This window comes from Caballeronia sp. ATUFL_F1_KS39, from assembly GCF_023630985.1.
In the GTDB taxonomy this organism is placed as follows: domain Bacteria; phylum Pseudomonadota; class Gammaproteobacteria; order Burkholderiales; family Burkholderiaceae; genus Caballeronia; species Caballeronia zhejiangensis.
The window spans coordinates 90423-112595 of sequence record NZ_JALQDZ010000019.1 but is presented as its reverse complement, the minus strand read 5'-3'; the positions used below and the strand labels follow the sequence as shown (position 1 = coordinate 112595).

The window sequence follows — 22173 nt, the reverse complement described above, 5'->3', positions numbered from 1 at the left end:
ACGGTTGCTTTGGCCCGCGATGCTACACCACGTTTCCGAGCTGAATGACAGGAAGATACATCGCGATGACAAGGCCGCCCACGAGCGCGCCCAGCACCGCGATGACGATCGGCTCGCAAAGACTCGCGAAGCCGCCGATGCGCTCGTCCATTTGGCGGTCGGCGAGCGTGGCTAGATCGAGAAGCATCGCATCGAGCGAGCCTGATTCTTCGGCGACCGCGATCGGCTGCACGACGTCCTGCGGAAAGCATCCGACGGCGCGCACTGCGGCCGCGAGACGCTCGCCGTTGTGCAGGCGCGCGGCGATGTCGACGGTGGCGCGGTCGAACACGCGGTTTCCTGTGGCATGCGTGAGTGAGTTGAACGCATCCGACAGCGGCGTGCCCGCCGAGAGCAGCGTGCCGAGCGCGCGGCTCCATCGCGCGACCGCGAGCGGGCGCGGCAGCTTGCCTGCAAGCGGCAGGCGCAGCGCGGCGTGATCGGCGGCGGCGCGTGCATCGGGCGAACGCTTCATCCACTTCCATCCGATGAATACCGCAGATGCGGCTGCAATCCCGAACGGCACGCCGACATTCGCGACGCCGCCCGAAAGCGCGAGCACGAAACGCGTCGGCGCGGGCAGCGCGGCGCCGAAGCCGTCGAGGATCGTCTTGAAGGTCGGCACGACGCCGATCAGCAATCCCGCCGTAATCGCGGGCGAAAGCAGCAGCACCATCACGGGATAGGTGAGCGCGGCGCGCAATCTGGCCCGTTGCGACGCCGCCCGCTCGCGGTCGTCGGCGAGGCGGGCGAACACCGTCGGCAACGCACCCGCGACTTCACCGACCGAAACCAGCTGGCAGTACAGGGAGCCGAAGGCAGCCGGATGCCGTGCCAGCGCGCCCGAGAATGGCACGCCGCGCGTCATATCGCGGGCCAGCGCGCGCACGATGCGCGGCATTCCGCTGGCGGACGCGCTGCCGGCGAGCAATTCGAGCGCGCCGACGAGCGGCAGTCCCGCGCGCAGCAGGCCGGCGAGCTGTCGCGTGAAGACGGTCACGTCGGCGGTCCTCGCTTTGGGCGGCGGCGCGGCGCCGAGCGTTTCGAGCAAGGTGACGATCACGCCTTCGCGCCGCAGCGACGCGCGGGCCGCGAGGGCGTCGGCAGCGATGATCTTTCCCCGCATCGGCTGGCCTTCGCTATCCATGCCGCGCCACGCGAAGCGCAGTTCGAGCGCGTCGTTCATCATTCGATCTCCGTCGCGTCGACTGCTTCGGCGACGCTCGTTACGCCTTCGCGCACGCGCGCGAACGCCGCATCGCGCAACGCGGGCATGCCTTGCGTCTGCGCCGCGCGCGCGATCGCATGCGTCGCCGCGCGCGAGACGATCAACTCGCGCAGTTCATCCGATACCGGCATCACCTGGTGCACGCCGACGCGCCCGCGATAACCGACGCCATGACACGCCGGACAGCCGCGCGGCTCGAACGGATGAAACCCGTCCGCGAGCGCCAACGCCGACGGCGCGCGGCAGAACTCGCACAGCTTGCGCACGAGCCGTTGCGCGGTGACGAGCTTGAGCGCCGACGCGAGGTTGTAAGGCGCGACGCCGATATCGATGAGACGCGCGATCGCGGCGGGCGCATCGTTCGTGTGCAAGGTCGAGAGGACGAGATGGCCCGTTTGGCAGCGTTCACCGCGACGTCCGCCGTTTCCGCGTCGCGTATTTCGCCGACCATGATGACATCCGGATCCTGACGCATGAACGCGCGCAGCGCCACGGCGAAGGTCAGTCCCGCCTTTTCGCGCACGCTCACCTGATTGATGCCCGCAAGTTGAATTTCGACAGGATCCTCTACCGAGCACACGTTGCGGGCTTCCGCGTTGAGCATCTGGAGGAAGCAGTAGAGCGATACGGTCTTGCCGCTGCCGGTCGGGCCGGTCACGAGGACGAGACCGTGCGGCGCGCGAATCGCCGATTCGACCGCGCGGCCTTGCGCGTCGTCGAGACCGAGCGAGGCGAGCGATAGGTCGGGCGGCAGCGCTTCGAGCCGCGCAGCACCAGTTTTTCGCCGAAGAGCGTCGGCAGCGAATTGACGCGATAGTCGCCGATCCGCCCGCCCGGCAGATTCAGGCGCAGCCGGCCGTCCTGCGGCACGCGCCGCTCGGCGATGTCCATTCGCGCCAGCACCTTGATCCGCGTGACGAACGCATCGCGCAAATGGGGCGGCGGGCGCATCAATACGTGCAACGCGCCATCGACGCGCAGCCGGATGCGCCATGCGTGCTCGGACGGTTCGACATGGATATCGGACGCGCTGCGCTCGGCGGCTTCGCGCAAGGTGTCGGTGAGCAGCGAGACGGCGGGCGTCTCGTGGTCGGATGGCGTTTCGCGGAAGGAAGGGGAAATCATGGCGTCGGCGGTCGAGTCGAGATGATCCGATGATCCCGTCCTCGGCCGCCGGCGCACAGTCGTCCGAATGGCTAACGCAGCGCGTGTCGCGTGCCTTCGGGCGGGCGAAAAATCTTGACGGTTCGGATCGCCTGATCGTCGCTGCGCATGACTTCGAAGGTCACGCCCGCGATCTGCACCGAAACGTCGCCGTCGGGGATGTCTTCGAGCGTTTCGAGAATCAGGCCGTTGAGCGTTTTCGGGCCGTCCGTCGGCAGCGACAGATGCAGCCAGCGGTTCAGTTCGCGCAGCGGCATGCTGCCCGCCACGATGCACTCGCCGTTCTCGTCCCAGCCGCCGCGCGAGCCGGCGCCGCGCGGAATCGTCGTCGTGAATTCGCCGATCAGCTCTTCGATGATGTCCTCCGGCGTGACGAGGCCCTGCAATTCGCCGTACTCGTCGACCACGATCGCGATACGGTGGCCGCTTTCCTGGAAGTACTGCAATTGCTGGAAGACAGGCGTGCCCGCGGGCACGAAGTACGGTTCGGTGAGCAGTTCGCGCAGCGTGTCGCGCTCGAGTTCCTGGTTGTGCAGCGCCGAGAGCGTCTTGCGCACGTGCAGAATGCCGAGCACGCGATCGATGTCGCCCTGAAAGACGACCAGCTTGTTGTGGTAGCACGTCTCAAGCTGATGCAGGATCTGTTCGAAGGGCGCGTCGAAGTCGAGCGCTTCGATGCGCCGGCGCGGGATCATCACGTCATCGACGGTGATGTTCTCCAGATCGAACAGATTGAGCAGGATGCTGCGGTGCTTGGTCGGCATGAAGCTGCCCGTTTCCAGCACGATGGTGCGCAACTCTTCGGGCGAGATCCGCTGATCGCGCTTGCCCTTCGTGTTGATGTGCAGTGCGGCGAGGATCGCGTTGGCGAACAGATTGACGAACCAGATGAGCGGCCGCGCGACGCGCATGAGCGGCGCGAGCACGAGGCTCGCCGGCAGCGCCACTTTCTCGGGATACGTCGCGCCGACGATCTTCGGCGCGATTTCCGCGAACACGATGATCAGGAATGCAATGACGCCCGTCGTGATCGACAGGACGAGGTTGTTATGGCCGAAGGTGCGCAGCGCGATGGATGTCGTGAGCACCGGGATGATCGTGTTGATCAGGTTGTTGCCGATCAGGATGACCGAGAGAAGCTGATCGGTCTTCGCGAGCAGGCCTTGCGTCGTGCGGGCGCGTAGCGATCCTTGGCTCGCCAGATATTTCAGGCGATGGCGATTGAGCGCCATCATCGACGTTTCGGAGATCGAGAAGAAGCCGGAAAGGAAGAGAAGCAGAAAAATGGCGCAAATTTGCGCCCATAAGGGAAGGTTGTCCACGCGGTGATCGAGTAGGGGCGGAGATGGGAGGCAATATAGCAGACGGGCCGGCAAGCTCGCCCTCGGCCTTTCGGCCAGCGTACGCGGTTTTGCCGCCGGAAATAAAAAACCCGCATGGCGAACCATGCGGGTTTTTGCAATTCTGGTCGGGGTGAGAGGATTCGAACCTCCGGCCTCTACGTCCCGAACGTAGCGCTCTACCAGGCTAAGCTACACCCCGAATTTGACCAACTTGGACTCTTACGCTGCTTCAGTCTCGTTCAAGACTGCCGTGACGTCGAGTAAGAACATAATTCTAGCAGGCTATCTTTGTAGATGGAAGAGGGAAATGAAGAAATCGCATTTGCCGCTGCCTGAGCTTCCTTGCGCGCGCATTCCAGCGTGTGATCGAGCGCGCCGGACGTCGTGATTGCGTGGAAGATCGTGTCGAAGCGATCCGTGCCGCCTTGCTCGATCGCCTCGCGTGCGAGGGCCGCCTGGTCCGGCGTGCCGTGCTCCATCAAATAAATGAGCGGCAGGGTGGGCTTGCCTTCGCGCAGGTCGTCGCCGGCGTTCTTGCCCATCGATTCGGGCGTGCCGGTGTAGTCGAGCCAGTCGTCCATGATCTGGAACGCCGTGCCGATGCGCCGGCCGAACTCCGCCGCCGCCGCTTCGGTCCGCGCATCCGCACCCGAAAGCACCGCGCCGAGCTGCGCCGCCGCTTCGAACAGCTTCGCCGTCTTGTAGCGGATCACCTGCATGTAGCGTGCTTCGTCCACGTCCGGATCGTGCATGTTGAGCAGTTGCAGCACTTCGCCTTCGGAAATGATGTTGGTCGCGACGGACAGGATTTCCATCACGCGCATCTTGCCGACGCTCACCATCATCTCGAACGAGCGCGAATACAGGAAGTCGCCGACCAGCACGCTCGCCGCATTGCCGAACAGCGCGTTCGCGGTCTTGCGGCCGCGGCGCAAATCCGATTCGTCGACGACGTCGTCGTGCAGCAGCGTCGCCGTGTGGATGAACTCAACCACCGCCGCCAATTCGTGACGATGCCCGGTCGTGTCGCCCAGCGCGCCCGAGACGAGGAGCAGCAGCGCCGGCCGCAGCCGCTTGCCGCCCGCGCCGATGATGTACTCCGAAATCTGGTTGATCAGCATCACTTCTGATGCCAGGCGCTGCCGGATGACGCGATTGACCTGCTGCATGTCCTCGGCGATCGGGGCGAGCAGCGCGGCGGCGTTGGGAGAGGAAGTGGCGGTGGACGACATGATCGGCAAAAAGGGTAATCCGGCGGATTATAAGGCGAATCCGACAGACGCCGGGTGGTCCCGCGTTCCGGCTCGCGCAATGTCGGCGAATTTCGGCTGCGATTCGCTTCGTTTTCGCCGAGGTTCGGAGCCGGATCGCGCGTTGCGCCGCCCGCGCGGGCATCGTCACGGCGCTTTGACGTCGAGCGTAACTCTATGTATAATCGCGTGTTTTCCCCGCGTGGTGCGTGGAAAAAGAATTCTGAGTGAGGTTCTCAATGTACGCGGTCATAAAAACCGGCGGCAAGCAGTACAAAGTTGCCGTTGGCGAAAAACTTAAAGTAGAACAGATACCGGCAGACATTGACGCTGAAATCACGCTCGACCAGGTTCTCGCAGTAGGCGAAGGCGAATCGATTCAGTTCGGTACGCCGCTGGTCAGTGGGGCTTCCGTCAAGGCTACCGTCGTGTCCCAAGGTCGTCACAAGAAAGTGACCATCTTCAAGATGCGCCGCCGGAAGCACTACCAAAAGCACGCTGGCCATCGCCAGAACTACACCGAACTGCGCATCGACGCGATCAACGCGTAAGCGCATCGGTTAAGGAGCTAAGCAAATGGCACACAAAAAAGCAGGCGGGTCTTCCCGCAACGGCCGCGACTCCGAGAGCAAACGCCTCGGCGTGAAGGTGTACGGCGGCCAGGCAATCAACGCAGGCGGCATCATCGTTCGCCAGCGCGGCACGCGCATGCACCCGGGTGAGAATGTCGGCATCGGCAAGGATCACACGCTGTTCGCGCTGGCCGACGGTCACGTCAAGTTCGTGACCAAGGGCGCTGCGAAGAAGCACACGGTCGTCGTCGTCCCGGCAGCGTAAGTTTTACGCACGGGCTTCAGGACCGAAGAAATGGCCCCGCGAAGTTCGCGGGGCCATTTTTATTTGGTGCGGTCAAAAATTGGTTATGAGTGACCGGCCAGGTCGGTCACGGCAAAATAGAGCGAATACACGGGACGGAGCAACGCATGAAGTTCATTGACGAAGCGAGGATCGAAGTCATCGCCGGCGACGGAGGAGATGGCAGCGCGTCGATGCGCCGCGAAAAGTTCGTCCCGTTCGGCGGACCGGACGGCGGCGACGGCGGGCGCGGCGGCAGCGTCTACGCGGTCGGCGACCGCAACATCAACACGCTGATCGACTACCGGTTCTCCAAGAAGCATCAGGCGCGCAACGGCGAAAACGGCCGCGGCGCGGATTGCTATGGCAAGGGCGGCGACGACATCACGCTGCGCATGCCGGTCGGCACAATCATTTCGGATCAGGAAACGGGCGAGATCATCGCCGATCTGACCGAGCACAATCAGCAGGTCTTGATCGCGAAGGGCGGTGCGGGCGGCCTCGGCAACCTGCATTTCAAGTCGAGCACGAACCGCGCGCCGCGTCAGAAAACCGACGGCAAGCCGGGCGAGCGCCGCATGCTCAAACTCGAGTTGAAAGTGCTCGCGGATGTCGGTCTGCTCGGCATGCCGAACGCGGGCAAGTCCACTTTCATCTCGTCGGTGTCGAACGCGCGGCCGAAGATCGCGGATTATCCGTTCACGACGCTCGCGCCGAATCTCGGCGTAGTGCGCGTCGGGCCGAGCAAGAGCTTCGTGATCGCGGACATTCCGGGTCTCATCGAAGGCGCGGCGGAAGGCGCGGGCCTCGGGCATCGTTTCCTGCGGCACTTGCAGCGCACGGGCGTGCTGCTGCATCTCGTCGACATGGCCCCGTTCGATGAAAACGTCGATCCGGTCGCGGAAGCGAAGGCGATCGTCAACGAACTGCGCAAGTACGACGAGCAGCTTTACGAGAAGCCGCGTTGGCTCGTGCTGAACAAGCTCGACATGGTGCCGGAAGACGAACGCGAGGCGCGCATCGCCGATTTCGTCGAGCGCTTCGAATGGGACGGTCCGGTCTACGAGATTTCGGCGTTGACCGGTCAGGGCTGCGAGGCGCTCACCTACGCGATCTACGATTACATCTCGCAGCATTCGGACGCATCGCGCGCGGCTGAAGCGGAAGATCTCGCCGCCGACGTGCGCTTCCGCGACGACGAAACGAAGGAATAAAGCAACCACGAGGAGAAGGCGCACGATGCGTTCGGTCATCGCCGCTGCGAAGCGAATCGTAGTGAAAGTAGGGTCGAGCCTCGTCACCAATGACGGTCGCGGGCTCGATCATGCGGCAATCTCGCGCTGGGCGTCGCAGATCGCGGCGCTGCGCGAACAGGGCAAGGAAGTCGTGCTCGTGAGTTCGGGCGCGATCGCGGAAGGCATTCACCGGCTCGGCTGGACAAAGCGACCGCGCGAAATCGACGAACTGCAGGCGGCGGCCGCGGTCGGCCAGATGGGTCTCGCGCAAGTCTACGAAAGCAGCTTCGGCGCGCACGGCATCCGCACCGCGCAGATTCTGCTCACGCACGCCGATCTCGCCGATCGCGAACGCTATCTGAACGCGCGCTCGACGCTGCTCACGCTGCTGCGCCTGGGCGCCGTGCCGATCATCAACGAGAACGACACCGTCATCACCGACGAAATCAAGTTCGGCGACAACGACACGCTCGGCGCGCTCGTCGCGAATCTGATCGAAGGCGATGCGCTCGTCATTCTCACCGATCAGCGTGGCCTGTTCACCGCCGATCCGCGCAAGGACCCGAACGCGACGCTCGTCGAGCAAGCCGACGCCGGCACGCCCGAACTCGAGCAGATGGCGGGCGGCGCGGGTTCGAGCCTAGGACGCGGCGGCATGCTGACCAAGATTCTCGCGGCGAAGCGTGCCGCGCACAGCGGCGCGAACACGGTCATCGCGAGCGGCCGCGAAGCCGATGTGCTCACGCGCCTCGCATCGGGCGAGATGATCGGCACGCAACTCATCGCGCGCACCGCACGCATGGCGGCGCGCAAGCAGTGGATGGCGGATCACTTGCAGGTGCGCGGGCATGTCGTCATCGACAAGGGCGCGGTCAACAAGCTCACCGCCGACGGCAAGAGCCTTTTGCCGATCGGCGTCATCGACGTGAAAGGCGCCTTCGATCGCGGCGAAGTAATCGCGTGCATCAACGATCAAGGGCAGGAAGTCGCGCGCGGCATCACGAACTACAGCAGTTCGGAGGCGCGGCTGATTCATCGCCGGCCGAGCGGCGAAATAGAATCGGTGCTCGGCTACATGCTGGAGCCGGAACTGATCCATCGCGACAATCTCGTGCTCGTCTGAAACGAAAACGCCCGCTGAATCAGCGGGCGTTTTCACATCGTCACGCCGACGCGCGGCGCAATCAGCGCAGATTAATCACGCTTTGCGTGCGCTTGTATTCCATGTTGTTGACGATCTGTTTCGCGGTGCCGACGGGCAGCTTGCTCGTGCAGAAATAATCCTGATAGAGCGCCGCCTGATACGCGTTCAGCTCGCCGTTTTCGATGCGCTTGAAGTCGAATGCGGAACCTTGATCCCAGCCGTTCTGATCGTCGTTGATGCTCGCGTAGCGACGCCATTCGTAGGTGTCGCAACGAATGCCTTCATAGTTGACGTTGCGCGCGCCCGCCGGACTCGTCGCGACGATCACGTAACGAATGACGCCATCCTTGCCGACCGTGAGCGTGGTCTTGTCGACGGCGAACGTGAGCGGCGTGTTCTGCGACACGTTGAACGCGACCAGATTCGATGCCTGCGGCAGCGGTGGCATCGTGTCGATTTTTTCTTCGGTCCAGTTCGGCTTGCGGTCGAGCAGATAGGTGAACACGCCGTCGTCCTGCGTGGACGGCGCCTTGTTGCTGGAACAGCCGGCGAGCACGGCGAGCGCTGCCGCGGATGCCGCGATTACCGCGAGTGAGGCATTCACTTTCAATTGGGTCTTCCCGGAAACATGCGCGCGGGCTTCATGCGCCCGCCCGGCGGAACAAAGCGAGATGGCACGGCGAGAAGTTCGCCGTGCCATCGATCGCAATCGAGTTGAGTGTCAAAGTGCTCGAAGCGTTGCAGTGCCCGGATTCACGATGAGCGCTGCACGATCACATGCACTTCTTCGCTGACCGTGCATTCTGCCTGAACTGCCGCGCCGGAGGCAGTAACGGCAGGAGCTTCGATCGTCATCGTCTGGACGACGCGTGGATAGCGCGGTCCGTGATGCGCGGCTCGCTCGCCGCGTTCACCGCGGGAGTTGGTACGCCGCAGAAAGCGGGACAGCTCGGATAGAGCCATTTGATAAACGTCGCGCTTGAACTCGATGACCGCATCCAGCGGTACCCAATACTCGTTCCAGCGCCAGGCATCGAATTCCGGATGGTCCGTCGCGCGCAGGCAGATGTCGCAATCGCGGCCCACCATGCGCAGCAGAAACCAGATCTGTTTCTGACCGCGATAATGTCCGCGCACCTCGCGCTTGATGAACTTGTCCGGCACCTCATAACGCAGCCAGTCGCGCGTGCGACCCACAACTTTTACATGCTCCGGTAGCAGGCCGGTTTCTTCGTGTAACTCCCGATACATCGCTTGCACAGGGGTCTCACCGTATTTGATGCCCCCTTGCGGAAACTGCCAGGAATGTTCACGCAGCCGCTTGCCCCAAAACACTTCGTTGCGCGCGTTCAAGAGGATGATGCCGACGTTCGGGCGAAAGCCTTCACGATCCAGCATACAGCCACCTTCAAATCCTTTAAAATTGCTTTGATTATAAACAGTTATTGGCCTCGACGCACTGGCACGAACCCCAATTCGGGGCATCCGTGTGAATGTCTTTGCCAGAGCATCCGGCAGGCGGCAAAATCTTCTTTTCTCGCCGGTCGTTCCGTCGTTCACCTTGATCCGCCTGCTTCGGCGCTGTCCGCTCCGAAGCGCGCCGCATTTGGAAAATTTGAATGAAAGCATCCCGTTTCTTCATCGGCACCCTGAAGGAAGCTCCCGCCGACGCCGAGATCGTCAGCCACAAGCTGATGATGCGTGCAGGCATGATCCGCCGCGTCGCGGGCGGCATCTACGATTACATGCCGATCGGTCTGCGCTCGGTGCGCAAGGTCGAGGCCATCGTGCGTGAAGAGATGAACCGCGCGGGCGCGCTCGAATTGCTGATGCCCGCCGTGCAGCCCGCCGAACTGTGGCAGGAGTCGGGCCGCTGGGAGCAATACGGCCCGGAACTGTTGCGTTTCAAGGATCGCCACGAGCGCGATTTCGTCATGGGCCCGACGCACGAGGAAGTCGTGACGGACATCGCGCGCCGCGAGATCAAGAGCTATCGCCAGTTGCCGGTGAACTTCTATCAGATTCAAACGAAGTTCCGCGACGAAATCCGCCCGCGCTTCGGCGTGATGCGCGGTCGCGAATTCATCATGAAGGACGCCTATTCCTTCGATAAAGACCTCGACGGCCTCGCAGAGTCGTATCGCAAGATGTACGAAGCCTACGTGCGCATCTTCACGCGCATCGGGCTGGAGTTCCGCGCGGTCGCGGCGGACAACGGTTCGATCGGCGGCAGCGGTTCGCATGAATTCCACGTGATCGCCGATACGGGCGAGGATGACATCGCGTATTGCCCGAGCTCGGACTTCGCGGCGAACGTCGAAGCCGCCGATGCGCTGCCGCTCATCGCGCAACGCGCCGCGCCGACCGAAGAACTGAAGAAGACGCCCACGCCCGGCGCCGCGAAGTGCGAGGCGGTCGCGCAGCTTCTGAACATTCCGCTGGAACGCACGATCAAGTCGATCGTCCTCGCGACCGACAACGAAGGCGCCGAACCGACCATCTGGTTGCTGATGCTGCGCGGCGATCACTCGCTCAACGACATCAAGACGGGCAAGCTGCCGGGCCTGAAGGGTTATCGCTTCGCGACGGAAGCCGAGATCGTCGAATGGTTCGGCACGCCGCCGGGCTACCTCGGTCCGCTCAACACGAAGAAGCCGGTGCGCGTGATCGCGGACCGCACGGTCGCGAACATGAGCGACTTCGTCGTCGGCACGAACGAGGTCGATTACCACACGACTGGCGTGAACTGGGGCCGCGATCTGCCCGAGCCGGAAGTCGCGGACATTCGCAATGTCGTCGCGGGCGATCCGTCGCCGGACGGCAAGGGCACGCTCGAAATCTGCCGCGGCATCGAAGTGGGTCACGTGTTCCAGCTCGGCACGAAGTATTCCGATTCGATGGGCGCGACCTTCCTCGACGAAAACGGCAAGCCCGCGCCGATGCAGATGGGCTGCTACGGCATCGGCGTGACGCGCGTGCTGGGCGCGGCAATCGAACAGAATTTCGACGACAAGGGCATCATCTGGCCGGAAGCCATTGCGCCGTTCGAAGTCGTGATCTGCCCGATGGGCTACGACCGCAGCGACGCCGTGCGCGAGCAGGCCGACAAGCTGTACGCGACGCTGCAGCAGGCCGGCATCGACGTGATTCTCGACGATCGCGGCGAGCGTCCGGGTGTGATGTTCGCGGACTGGGAATTGATCGGCGTGCCGCATCGCATCGTGATCGGCGATCGCGGGCTGAAGGAAGGCAAGCTGGAATATCAGGGCCGCCGCGACGCGGAAGCCACGCTGCTGCCGGTCGATGAAGCCGCCGATGTCGTCGTCGGGAAAGTGCGGGCCGCGCTCGCGAAGTAATGCAGTACAACTTCCTGTCGGCGACGATCCTGCTGCTGCTGATCACCGATCCGCTCGGCAATATCCCGATCTTCATCAACGCGCTGCGCGGCGTCGCCAAAGAGCGGCGCCGCGTGGTCGTGCTGCGCGAAGTGGCGATCGCGTTCGTCATTCTGCTGGTGTTCATGCTGGCGGGCGATCGCTTCCTGCGCGCGATGAACCTCACCGATGTCTCGTTGCGCATCGCGGGCGGCATCGTGCTGTTTCTGATCGCGCTGCGCATGATCTTTCCGCATCCGGACGGCGCGATGGGCGGCGATTCGCGCGGCGGCGAGCCGCTGATCGTGCCGCTGGCGATTCCGGCGCTGGCGGGGCCATCGGCGCTCGCGACGGTGATGCTGCTGACGTCGCAGGCGCCCGGCAAAATGTTCGAATGGATCGGCGCGCTCACGGTGACGATGATCGTCTGCGCGATCGTGCTGATTCTCGCCGAGAAGATTCAGCAATGGCTCGGCGAGCGCGTGGTGACGGCTTTCGAGCGTTTGATGGGGCTTGTCCTTGTCGCGATTTCCGTCGAGATGATGCTCACGGGCATACGCACTTTCGTGCATCAGCTATGAAAAAAGCGGCCCGCGGGCCGCTTTTCTTTTGGATACGGGCGGGGATCACGCCCCTTCCGTCAACGCCCGGATCGTCGGCAGATTACGCCAGTAACCCTTCGCGTCCATCCCGCAGCCGAACACGTAACGATCCGGCACTTCGAATCCGCAAAAATCCGGACGCAGCGGCTTCGCCTTCGGGATGATCTTCTCGCACAGCACCGCGGACAGAAACGTCTTCGCGCCCATCGCCATGATGCGATCGCGGATCGCGGCCATCGTTTCGCCTTCGTCGAGAATATCGTCGAGCACGAGCACCACGCGATCCTTTACCGATTCCGCCGGCGCCACGCGCCACTGCATCTCGCTGCCGCCCTTGATGGCATTGCGATAGCGCGTCAGGTGGATGTAATCGAACTCGAGCGGGAAGTCGAGATGCGGCAGCAGCATGCCGGTGAACACGGCCGCGCCCCCCATGACCGAGAGCACGAGCGGGAAGTCGTCTTTCGTCGCAGCCTTGATGGCCGTGGCCATCTTGCCGATCGATGCGTTGACTTCGTCAGCCGTCACGATCTCTTCTGAGTGGCTGAAAATATGGAGGGCTTCTTCGCGATTCATAAGGGGAAGCGGGAAAGGCTGACTTCTAAGTGTGGAAAAAAACGGCGGCGTGCGCCATATGATAAACCCGCGTTTCTTTCGAGTCGGACGCCGAAGAGAACGCGGGTTCAATAAAAGTGCGGGTCAGCGCATGCCGGGCAGCATGCCCTTCATGCCGCGCATCATCTTTTGCAGGTTGCCGCCTTTCAGCTTCTTCATCATGCCGCGCATCTGCTCGTACTGGTTGAGCATGCGGTTCACCTCCTGAACGTGCACGCCCGCGCCCGCGGCGATACGGCGTTTGCGCGCCGCCTTGATGAGCTCCGGCTTCGCGCGTTCCTGCAGCGTCATCGAATTGATGATGCCTTCCATGCGGCGCATCTGCTTTTCCGCGTTGTTCATGTCCGCGCCTTGCGCGGCCTGCTGAAACTGCGCGGGCAGCTTGTCCATGAGTGACGAAAGGCCGCCCATCTTCTTCATTTGCGAGAGCTGCGCCTTGAAGTCGTTCAGATCGAAGTCGCCGCCTTTCTTGACCTTGTCGGCGAGCTTCTGCGCGGCCTGGCTGTCGACGCCGCGTTGCGCTTCCTCGACGAGCGCGAGAATGTCGCCCATGCCGAGAATCCGGTTCGCCATGCGATCCGGATGGAAGACTTCGAGGCCGTCGAGCTTTTCCGCGACGCCGACGAACTTGATCGGCTTGCCGGTGACGTTGCGCACCGAAAGCGCCGCGCCGCCGCGCGAATCGCCGTCGAGCTTGGTGAGCACGACGCCGGTGAGCGGCAGCGCGTCGTTGAACGCCTTCGCGGTGTTGACCGCGTCCTGCCCCAACATGGCGTCGACGACGAAGAGCGTTTCGGCGGGCTTGAGCAGCGCGTGCAGCTCGCTGATTTCCTTCATCATCGCTTCGTCGATACCGAGACGGCCGGCCGTATCGACGATCACCACGTCGTGATAGTGCCGCTTCGCCCAGTCGATCGCCGCGCGCGCGATATCCGCGGGCTTCTGATTCGCTTCCGACGGGAAGAAGTCGGCGCCGACCTGTTCCGTCACCGTCTGCAACTGACGGATAGCGGCGGGGCGATACACGTCGACGGAAACGGTGAGGACCTTCTTCTTGCTCTTTTCGCGCAGCAGCTTGGCGAGCTTGCCGGTCGTGGTGGTTTTGCCCGCACCCTGCAGACCGGCCATCAGGATCACGGCGGGCGGCGCGACCGCCAGATTCAGCTCGGCTGCCTTGCCTTCGTAATCGCCGCCGATCACGGCCGTCAGTTCCTTCTGGACGACGCCGACGAGCGCCTGACCCGGCGACAGGCTCGACAGCACTTCCTCGCCGAGCGCCTTTTCCTTCACCTTCGCGATGAACTCGCGCACGACCGGCAGCGCGACGTCGGCCTCGAGCAGCGCGAGACGCACTTCCCGCAACATCTCTTGCGTGTTGGCCTCGGTGAGCCGGGCTTCGCCGCGCAGCGTCTTGACGACGCGGGCCATCCGTTGAGTCAGGTTATCGAGCATGGGAAACGGTAGTGAATGCGGCCCTTTTTCAGCGCAAAACGACGTAATCGCCCCGCGTTGCCGCAAGGGAGAAAACGTCGTGATTCAAGGGCCTAGTGTAAACTTCGAACATGGATATTGTACTGTATGCCCTCACTGCGCTTCTCTATGGCGGACTCGCCGTAGCGGGCTGGCGCGCGCATCGCCACACGGCCGTGGAGCCGGCGCTGGCCGGCGTGCCTCCGGGCATCGCATCGCCGGCGGCGGCCAAAAAATCGCCGGACATGGGCGGATTGGGCCGCGCTCTATTATTAGTAGCGTTGCTCGTGCACGGCCTCCTGCTGCACACGACCATCTTTCCCCAGAACGCGATGATCTTCGGCTTCGCGTTCGCGCTCTCCGCGATGTTCTGGCTCGGCGCGGGCATCTACTGGATCGAGAGCTTCTTCTTTCCGCTCGACGGCCTGCGCCTGCTCGTATTGCCGCTCGCGTGCATCGCGTCGCTGTTGCCGCTCGTCTTCGGCGGCGTGCGCGTGCTGTCGTATTCCGCCGCGCCGATGTTCAAGCTGCATTTCCTGATCGCGAACATCGCGTACGGACTCTTCGCGATCGCCGCGCTGCACGCCGTGCTCATGCTGATGCTCGAACGCCGCCTGCAGCGCATGCGCGGCCTCGCGACGCGTCATACCGGCAATGGCTGGCTCGCGAGCTGGCTCGACACGCTGCCGCCGCTTCTGACTCTTGAAAAGCTGCTGTTCCGCCTGATCGCGGCGGGCTTCGTGCTGCTCACGCTCACGCTCGTGTCGGGCATCGCGTTCAACGAGCAACTGGTCGATCGCGCGCTGCGCTTCGATCACAAGACCGTGTTCGCGTTCGTCTCCTGGCTGATGTTCGGCGCATTGCTCACCGCGCGCCGCCTCTCCGGATGGCGCGGACGCGCCGCGTTGCGCTGGGTGCTGGTGTCGTTCGCCGCGCTGCTGCTCGCGTACGTCGGCAGCCGCTTCGTGTTCGAAGTGCTGCTGCATCGCGCGGTCGTCTGAGCGTCTGAATCTATCGGCATTGAATCGATGCGAAATTTCTTCTTTCTGATCGTCCTCTTTTTTCTGTGCCAGTGGCTTCTGAAGAAGCTGCGCCGCGCGAACGAGCGCGCGCAGCAGGGCGACGCGCCAGCCGGCGGCGCGACCGCGGGCGGAGCGCATGACGCACGCCGCGCCCGCAGCGGCAACGGTCATGGCAACGGCGCGGCCGCGAGCGCGCCGCAACTCGCCGATCCGCTCATCCGTTGCGCGCAGTGTGGCGTGCACACGCCGCGCAGCGAATCGATCATCGTCGCGGGCGAGCGCTTCTGCTGCAGCGATCACGCGCGCCATTACGCGGCCCGTCCGACCGGACGCGACGCACGATGAACACCAACGTCGTCAGACAGCGCGATCCGCATATCGACGCGCAAGGCTGGTTCACGCACGCGACGCGCCTGCCGTCGCCGAACTTCGAGGCGCGTCCGGGCGACGCGGTGCCGACGCTCATCGTCGTGCACAACATCAGCCTGCCGCCCGACGATTTCACGACGAACGCCATCGCCGATTTCTTCCTCAACCAGCTCGATCACGACGCGCATCCGTACTTCGATCATCTGCGCGGCATGCGCGTGTCGGCGCACTTCGTGATCCGTCGCGGCGGCGCGATCGAGCAGTTCGTCTCCTGCGACGAACGCGCGTGGCACGCGGGCGTCTCGTCGTTCTGCGGGCGCGAGCGCTGTAACGACTTCTCGATCGGCATCGAGCTCGAAGGCAGCGATCGCGTGCCCTTCGAAGACGCGCAGTACGACGCGCTCGCCGCGCTCGTGCGAGTCGTGGTGAAGCGCTATCCGATCGATGCAGTCGCGGGTCACTCGGACATCGCGCCCGGCCGCAAGACCGATCCGGGCCCGCATTTCGAGTGGTCGCGTCTGCGTCACGGCAGCGCGCTGCCGCCGTCGTTCTTTCCGTTTCAATCCAACATCTGAGCGCTGCGTAAGGTCTTTCTCGTTGCGGCGCAGCAGCGTCGCGCGCGAGGCCTTGTCGCGCTTTGCGATAGCAAAAGTCAACCCCGCTGCCGCAGACTCAGGGCAAATAAAACTTTTTGAGACTGCGATGTTGTCCACTATACTTGGTGCCGACAGACGTACTTTGCACTAGATCTTGTGTTGTTGACGCGGCGCCCGCTCCAGTGAGCCGGCGCCGTCGGCTTTCCGGCGTAGAAGAAGTTTGGCTGGCCCGGGGCGATGCGCGAGACGGTTTCTCTTTGCGAGGAGAGAGGCGTCGGGCGCGTCGGGCGCCAGCGAGCAGCACCGTGAAGAAGGCATGCAAGCAAGCGCGAATTGCGTCGACCGACACCGCGCGCCAACGCGGGCACCGCATGAGACGCCAATGACAATGCGGGCCGTAAGCGCCGCGATTCGTGTTTTCAGCCTGCTGCATTCACAGCCCGGCTTGACCGCCAAAACACCGCGCGACTTTCACGACGAGTTCGTGACGCGCGCGGCATAAGTGATAAATCCGCGGACCATCCGCACCAATCGAACACCAGGAGTTTTGCACATGCAAACCACCGAAAACGCCACGACTTCATTCGAAGGCGCATCCGCACAGCCGATGAGCGGTGCGCAGGGCGTGGGCGCTCAGGCGCTCGCGCCGAACACGACGTTTGCCGACTACAAGGTCATCCGTCGCAACGGAAGCGTGGTGTCGTTCGAGCCGACGAAAATCGCGATCGCCGTGACGAAGGCATTCATCGCGGTGAACGGCGGTCAGGGCGCAGCTTCGGCGCGTGTGCGCGAGCAAGTCGAGCAACTGACGCAAGCCGTCGTGCGCGCGCTCGTGCGCAGCCGTCCGCACGGCGGGACTTTCCACATCGAAGACATTCAGGATCAGGTCGAGCTCGCGCTGATGCGCGGCGGCGAGCACAACGTCGCGCGCGCGTACGTGCTGTATCGCGAGAAGCGCACGCAGCAGCGTTCGCAAGAGCGCTCGGCCGCGCAAAACGCGCAGTCGCACGAAGGCGCGATCAACGTGACGGACAACGGCGTCACGCGTCCGCTCGATCTCGAAGCGCTGAAGGCGCTGATCGTCTCCGCGTGCGCGAATCTGGGCGATGCGGTGTCCGCCGAGCCGATCGTCGCGGAGACGGTGAAGAACCTGTACGACGGCGTGCCGATGTCGCAGGTCTACGATTCGGCCATTCTCGCCGCGCGCACGATGATCGAGAAGGATCCGGCGTACAGTCAGGTCACGGCGCGCATCCTGCTGCACACGATCCGCCGCGAAATTCTCGAAGAGGAAGTGACGCAAGCCGAAATGGGCGAGCGTTACGCCGAATACTTCCCGCAGTTCATCAAGCGCGGCGTCGAAGCCGGCCTGCTGGATGACAAGCTGCAACAGTTCGACCTCAAGCGCCTCGGCGCCGCGCTCGATCAGAATCGCGATCTGCAGTTCGGCTATCTCGGCCTGCAGACGCTGTACGACCGCTACTTCCTGCACGTCGACGGCACGCGCATCGAGTTGCCGCAGGCATTCTTCATGCGCGTGGCGATGGGCCTGTCGCTGAACGAGATCGACCGTGAAGCGCGCGCGATCGAGTTCTACAACGTGCTGTCGTCGTTCGACTTCATGTCGTCGACGCCGACGCTCTTCAATTCGGGCACGCATCGCTCGCAATTGTCGTCGTGCTATCTGACGACGGTCGCCGACGATCTCGACGGCATCTACGAAGCGCTGAAGGAAAACGCGCTGCTCTCGAAGTTCGCGGGCGGCCTCGGCAACGACTGGACGCGCGTGCGTGCGCTCGGCTCGCACATCAAGGGCACGAACGGCAAGTCGCAGGGCGTCGTGCCGTTCCTGAAGGTCGTGAACGACACGGCCGTCGCGGTGAACCAGGGCGGCAAGCGCAAGGGCGCGGTGTGCGCGTACCTGGAATCGTGGCACCTCGACATCGAGGAATTCCTCGAGCTGCGCAAGAACACCGGCGATGACCGTCGCCGCACGCACGACATGAACACGGCGAACTGGATTCCCGATCTGTTCATGAAGCGCGTCGTCGAAGGCGGCGACTGGACGCTGTTCTCGCCGTCGACCTGCCCGGACCTGCACGATCTGTTCGGCGCCGACTTCGAAAAGGCGTACGTCGCTTACGAAGAGAAAGCCGCGCGCGGCGAAATCAAGCTGTTCAAGAAGCTGCCGGCGGCGCAACTGTGGCGCAAGATGCTTGGCATGCTGTTCGAGACGGGCCATCCGTGGATCACGTTCAAGGATCCGTGCAATGTGCGTTCGCCGCAGCAGCACGTCGGCGTCGTGCACTCGTCGAACCTGTGCACCGAAATCACGCTGAACACGAGCGAGACGGAAATCGCCGTCTGCAATCTGGGCTCGGTGAACCTCGTCGCGCACATGGTGAAGCAGGCCGATGGCAGCTACGCGCTGGATCACGCGAAGCTCAAGCGCACGATCAGCGTCGCGATGCGCATGCTCGACAACGTCATCGACATCAACTACTACGCGGTGCCGAAGGCGCGCAACTCGAACCTGAAGCATCGTCCGGTCGGCATGGGCATCATGGGCTTCCAGGACTGCCTGCATCTGCTGCGCACGCCTTATGCGTCGGGCGAGGCGGTCGAGTTCGCGGATCGTTCGATGGAAGCCGTCTGCTACTACGCGTACTACGCGTCGACGGAACTCGCGGAAGAGCGCGGTCGTTACGCGACGTATCGCGGCTCGCTGTGGGATCGCGGCATTCTTCCGCAGGATTCGCTGAAGCTCCTGGCCGAGGCGCGCGGCGGTTATGTCGAAGTGGATACCTCGGAGACGATGGACTGGGCGCAACTGCGCTCGCGCATCTCGACGTACGGCATGCGCAACTCGAACTGCGTGGCGATCGCGCCGACGGCGACGATTTCGAACATCATCGGCGTGTCGGCGTGTATCGAGCCGACGTTCCAGAACCTGTATGTGAAGTCGAATCTGTCGGGCGAATTCACGGTGGTCAACGACTACCTCGTGCGTGATCTGAAGGCGCGCGGCCTGTGGGACGAAGTGATGGTGTCCGATCTGAAGTATTTCGACGGCACGCTTTCGCGCATCGACCGCATTCCGGCCGATCTGCGCGCGATCTACGCGACCGCGTTCGAAGTCGACCCGAAGTGGCTCGTGGAAGCGGCGTCGCGCCGTCAGAAGTGGATTGATCAGGCGCAGTCGCTGAACATCTACATGGCGGGCGCGTCGGGCAAGAAGCTCGACGAGGTCTACAAGCTCGCTTGGATTCGCGGTCTCAAGACGACGTACTACCTCCGCACGATGGCGGCGACGCACGTCGAGAAGTCGACCGTGGCGCACGGTGCGTTGAATGCGGTGCCTTCTTCTTCCGGTGACGGTGGGGCGGGTGCGGCTGGCGGGTTTGGTGGCGGTGCGGCGTCGGCTGCCGGGAATGGTGGCTTCAATGCTGCTGCCGCGAGCGCGCCGGCGGTGGAGGCGGCTCAGGAAGCCGATGGTCCCGTCTGTATGATGCGCCCCGGCGATCCGGGCTTCGATGAGTGTGAGGCTTGTCAGTAAGTTTTTGAGCTGAGAGTCGGTCTCTGCGGACCGGTGCTGGATGCTTCCTGCTTATGGAAGCGGTCGGTGCCGGTCCGTTTTTGCTTTTTGCTTTTTGCTTTTTGCTTTGCATTTTTGGTTTCGGTTTCGCCGGATCCCGCTTTCGTGTCGGTCTATTAGCGTTGCCCCTGTGCGGGGCGGCACTCACTTTCTTTGCTGCTGCAAAGAAAGTAAGCAAAGAAAGCAGCTTTTCAGGCCCGCGGTCACACGCAATTTGGGTAGTACTCTCGTCCCAGGCGGCACTCGCCTAATGAGTGCCCTCAAACACCTAATCGGACTTGGATCGCGCACGGTCCGCCGCCCGAAGACGTTGAGGACATTGGTTCAGCACGAGATGGCTTCGGCACAGCGCTACGCGCTGCCGCCGGGTACGCAAGGGAAACCAACGGGCGGCAAGTGCAGCGGGACGGAGACGTTAGTAGAGAAGCGCGTGCATCCCCGATTGACCGGACGGCCGCGGAGCGGGCTGGGGCTATTTGGTGCTGAACCCGTTTGGTGTGTGGTGCGATGAGACGGACCGTGCGCGAGCCAAGCCCGATGGGGCCTATGAGGGCACTCTTTAGGCAGCCCACGATGGACGAGAGGACTACCCAAATTGCGTGTGACCGCGGGCGTATCAGTAGCTGCTTTCTTTGCTTACTTTCTTTGCAGCAGCAAAGAAAGTGAGTGCCGCCCCGCACAGGGGCAGTGCTAATAGACCACTAAGAAAACGGGATCCGGCGAAACACCGAGCCGACACGATCACGGGATCCGGCGAAACACCGAGCCGACACGATCACGGGATCCGGCGAAACACCGAGCCGACACGATCACGGGCTCCAGCGAAACAAAACGCAAAACAGCGAACTCACCCCCGCGTACCGCGAGAAATCTCCGTCCCAGCATCATGCGAAAGCCGCGCCGTAATCGGCATCGAAAGAAAAGAGAACAGCCCGACGACGACAAACGCCGGCCAGAAATCCGACCATTGCACACTCGCATGACCGTTCAGATATTGCGAGAGCTCGAGCGTGATCCCCGCGATCGTCACGCCGAGCCCGAGCGAAACCTGCTGCACGAAGCTAGCAAGGCTCGTCGCGCGGCCCACATCGCGTGTTTCGATCTCAGCGTAAGCAAGCGAGTTGAGGCTCGTGAACTGCAACGCAGGGAAGAAGCCGCCGAGCAGCACGACGGCCCAGATCACCCAGGCCGGCGTGCCGGGAAAGAACGCGCCGCACGCCGCGATCGCGATACCCGACAACGCCGCGTTGTAGAACAGCGTCTGACGGAAGCCGAAGCGATGCAGCACGCGCGATGCGAACGAGCGCATGAACATGCCGCCGAACGCCGACGCGCACGTGATCGCGCCGGACTTGAACGCGCTCATGCCGAGACCCTCCTGCAGCGCGAGCGGCAGAAGAAACGGCACGGCGCCAAGCCCGATGCGAAACATCGAACCGCCGAGCACGCTCGCCTGAAACGTCGACACGCGGAAAAAGCGCAGATCGAGCAGCGGCTTCTCCACGCGTCGCGCGTGGACGCAGTACAGCACGACCATCAGCGCGCCGGCGACGCACATCGCAAAGGCGACGCGCTGCGGAATCAGTTCGCCGCCGACGAGCGAGAGCCCGAGCAACAGCAGCACGCCCGCGCTCGCGGAGAGAAAGAAACCGAACCAGTCGAGACGGCCCGGATGTTCCTCGTGCGAGTTGGCGATGTAGCGGTTGGTCAGCCAGATGCCCGCGATGCCGATCGGGATGTTGATGAAAAAGATCAGGCGCCAGTGCAGATACGTCGTGATGAAGCCGCCGAGCAACGGCCCGACCGCTGGTCCGAGCATTGCGGGCACCGAGAGGTAGTTCATCGCGCGTATGAACTCGGAGCGGCGCACCGAGCGAAAGATGATGATGCGGCCGACAGGCACCATCATCGCGCCGCCGACGCCCTGGATGAAGCGCGCGACGGTGAAGGGGCCAAGCGATGTGGAAGCCGCGCACAACAGCGAGCCGACGACGAACACGCCGATGGCCGTGCGGAACACGGCGCGTGCGCCGAAGCGGTCGGCGACCCATCCGCAGATCGGTATGAAGACGCCGAGTCCGAGCACGTAGCTCGTGACCGCAACCTTCAGCGTCACGGGATCGCGTCCAAACGCGCGCGCCATTTCAGGAATCGCGGTAACGATGACGTTGGCGTCGACGCTTTCCATGAACATCGCGCACGCGACGATGAGAGGGGCAATGAAAGCTTTGACGGCCAGCGGCATGTTGATTCGCGATCGACTCTCGGCGGC

General features: G+C 63.3%; 18 protein-coding genes, 1 tRNA gene and 1 pseudogene. 10 read left to right on the top strand and 10 right to left on the bottom strand.

Annotated features, from left to right (window positions below):
* Window positions 1-22: 22 nt before the first annotated feature.
* The 5 genes and pseudogenes from NCR93_RS11810 to NCR93_RS11790 all read right to left on the bottom strand — a co-directional run bounded on the left by NCR93_RS11810 (window position 23) and on the right by NCR93_RS11790 (window position 5006).
* Window positions 23-1228 carry a type II secretion system F family protein gene (locus NCR93_RS11810; protein ID WP_250518330.1) on the bottom strand — a complete coding sequence of 402 codons (1206 nt, stop codon included), beginning with the start codon at window positions 1226-1228 and terminating at the stop codon, window positions 23-25.
* Window positions 1225-2392 (bottom strand): annotated as a pseudogene (locus tag NCR93_RS11805) (GspE/PulE family protein). Before NCR93_RS11805 ends, NCR93_RS11810 begins: the two are co-directional and overlap by 4 nt.
* Window positions 2393-2463: 71 nt before the next feature.
* Window positions 2464-3753 (bottom strand): HlyC/CorC family transporter, encoded by a 1290-nt coding sequence (locus NCR93_RS11800; protein ID WP_250478821.1) that lies wholly within the window; start codon window positions 3751-3753, stop codon window positions 2464-2466.
* A gap of 143 nt (window positions 3754-3896) precedes the next feature.
* Window positions 3897-3973 (bottom strand) — tRNA-Pro (locus NCR93_RS11795).
* 40 nt (window positions 3974-4013) lie between these two features.
* Window positions 4014-5006, bottom strand: a complete 993-nt coding sequence (locus NCR93_RS11790) for a polyprenyl synthetase family protein (protein WP_008342955.1) — start codon at window positions 5004-5006, stop codon at window positions 4014-4016.
* Between the two features lie 257 nt (window positions 5007-5263).
* Here NCR93_RS11790 and rplU point away from each other — a divergent pair, with 257 nt between their 5' ends.
* The 4 genes from rplU (at window position 5264) to proB (ending at window position 8237) form a co-directional block, all read left to right on the top strand.
* A complete protein-coding gene (rplU, locus tag NCR93_RS11785; RefSeq protein ID WP_008342953.1) occupies window positions 5264-5575 on the top strand; it encodes a 50S ribosomal protein L21 in 312 nt (103 codons plus the stop codon).
* 25 nt (window positions 5576-5600) lie between these two features.
* A complete protein-coding gene (gene rpmA, locus NCR93_RS11780) occupies window positions 5601-5861 on the top strand; it encodes a 50S ribosomal protein L27 (protein WP_008342952.1) in 261 nt (86 codons plus the stop codon).
* 146 nt (window positions 5862-6007) lie between these two features.
* A complete protein-coding gene (cgtA, locus tag NCR93_RS11775; RefSeq protein WP_008342949.1) occupies window positions 6008-7093 on the top strand; it encodes an Obg family GTPase CgtA in 1086 nt (361 codons plus the stop codon).
* Between the two features lie 25 nt (window positions 7094-7118).
* On the top strand, window positions 7119-8237 hold the full coding sequence (gene proB / locus NCR93_RS11770; protein ID WP_250518329.1) for a glutamate 5-kinase: 1119 nt from the start codon (window positions 7119-7121) through the stop codon (window positions 8235-8237).
* A 61-nt stretch (window positions 8238-8298) separates the two neighbouring features.
* Here proB and NCR93_RS11765 read toward each other — a convergent pair whose 3' ends face one another.
* The gene (locus tag NCR93_RS11765; RefSeq protein WP_033537265.1) at window positions 8299-8862 is read right to left on the bottom strand and encodes a CNP1-like family protein; all 564 of its coding nucleotides are present in this window, start codon (window positions 8860-8862) and stop codon (window positions 8299-8301) included.
* Window positions 8863-9011: 149 nt separating this feature from the next.
* The gene (locus NCR93_RS11760; RefSeq protein ID WP_008342943.1) at window positions 9012-9656 is read right to left on the bottom strand and encodes an RNA pyrophosphohydrolase; all 645 of its coding nucleotides are present in this window, start codon (window positions 9654-9656) and stop codon (window positions 9012-9014) included.
* A 221-nt stretch (window positions 9657-9877) separates the two neighbouring features.
* Here NCR93_RS11760 and NCR93_RS11755 point away from each other — a divergent pair, with 221 nt between their 5' ends.
* Window positions 9878-11614 carry a proline--tRNA ligase gene (locus NCR93_RS11755; protein ID WP_008342941.1) on the top strand — a complete coding sequence of 579 codons (1737 nt, stop codon included), beginning with the start codon at window positions 9878-9880 and terminating at the stop codon, window positions 11612-11614.
* On the top strand, window positions 11614-12213 hold the full coding sequence (locus NCR93_RS11750; RefSeq protein ID WP_008342940.1) for a MarC family protein: 600 nt from the start codon (window positions 11614-11616) through the stop codon (window positions 12211-12213). Before NCR93_RS11755 ends, NCR93_RS11750 begins: the two co-directional genes overlap by 1 nt.
* A gap of 45 nt (window positions 12214-12258) precedes the next feature.
* Here the strand turns inward: NCR93_RS11750 and NCR93_RS11745 are convergent, their stop codons facing one another.
* Together NCR93_RS11745 and ffh are read right to left on the bottom strand one after the other, a co-directional pair.
* Window positions 12259-12810, bottom strand: a complete 552-nt coding sequence (locus NCR93_RS11745; protein WP_008342939.1) for a hypoxanthine-guanine phosphoribosyltransferase — start codon at window positions 12808-12810, stop codon at window positions 12259-12261.
* Window positions 12811-12933: 123 nt separating this feature from the next.
* Window positions 12934-14301: a signal recognition particle protein gene (gene ffh, locus NCR93_RS11740; RefSeq protein ID WP_008342937.1), complete on the bottom strand. Its 1368-nt coding sequence runs from the start codon at window positions 14299-14301 to the stop codon at window positions 12934-12936.
* Window positions 14302-14411: 110 nt separating this feature from the next.
* On the opposite strand from ffh, the gene NCR93_RS11735 reads away from it, so the two are divergent.
* The 4 genes from NCR93_RS11735 to NCR93_RS11720 all read left to right on the top strand — a co-directional run bounded on the left by NCR93_RS11735 (window position 14412) and on the right by NCR93_RS11720 (window position 19862).
* Window positions 14412-15320, top strand: a complete 909-nt coding sequence (locus NCR93_RS11735; RefSeq protein ID WP_250532234.1) for a cytochrome C assembly family protein — start codon at window positions 14412-14414, stop codon at window positions 15318-15320.
* A 27-nt stretch (window positions 15321-15347) separates the two neighbouring features.
* Window positions 15348-15686: a PP0621 family protein gene (locus NCR93_RS11730; RefSeq protein ID WP_034471463.1), complete on the top strand. Its 339-nt coding sequence runs from the start codon at window positions 15348-15350 to the stop codon at window positions 15684-15686.
* Entirely contained in the window at window positions 15683-16285 is a 603-nt protein-coding gene (gene ampD, locus NCR93_RS11725; protein ID WP_250478817.1) for a 1,6-anhydro-N-acetylmuramyl-L-alanine amidase AmpD, read from the top strand. Before NCR93_RS11730 ends, ampD begins: the two co-directional genes overlap by 4 nt.
* A 574-nt stretch (window positions 16286-16859) precedes the next feature.
* Entirely contained in the window at window positions 16860-19862 is a 3003-nt protein-coding gene (locus NCR93_RS11720; RefSeq protein ID WP_008342928.1) for a ribonucleoside-diphosphate reductase subunit alpha, read from the top strand.
* Between the two features lie 886 nt (window positions 19863-20748).
* Here the strand turns inward: NCR93_RS11720 and NCR93_RS11715 are convergent.
* The gene (locus NCR93_RS11715) at window positions 20749-22146 is read right to left on the bottom strand and encodes an MFS transporter (protein ID WP_034471465.1); all 1398 of its coding nucleotides are present in this window, start codon (window positions 22144-22146) and stop codon (window positions 20749-20751) included.
* Between the last annotated feature and the right edge of the window lie 27 nt (window positions 22147-22173).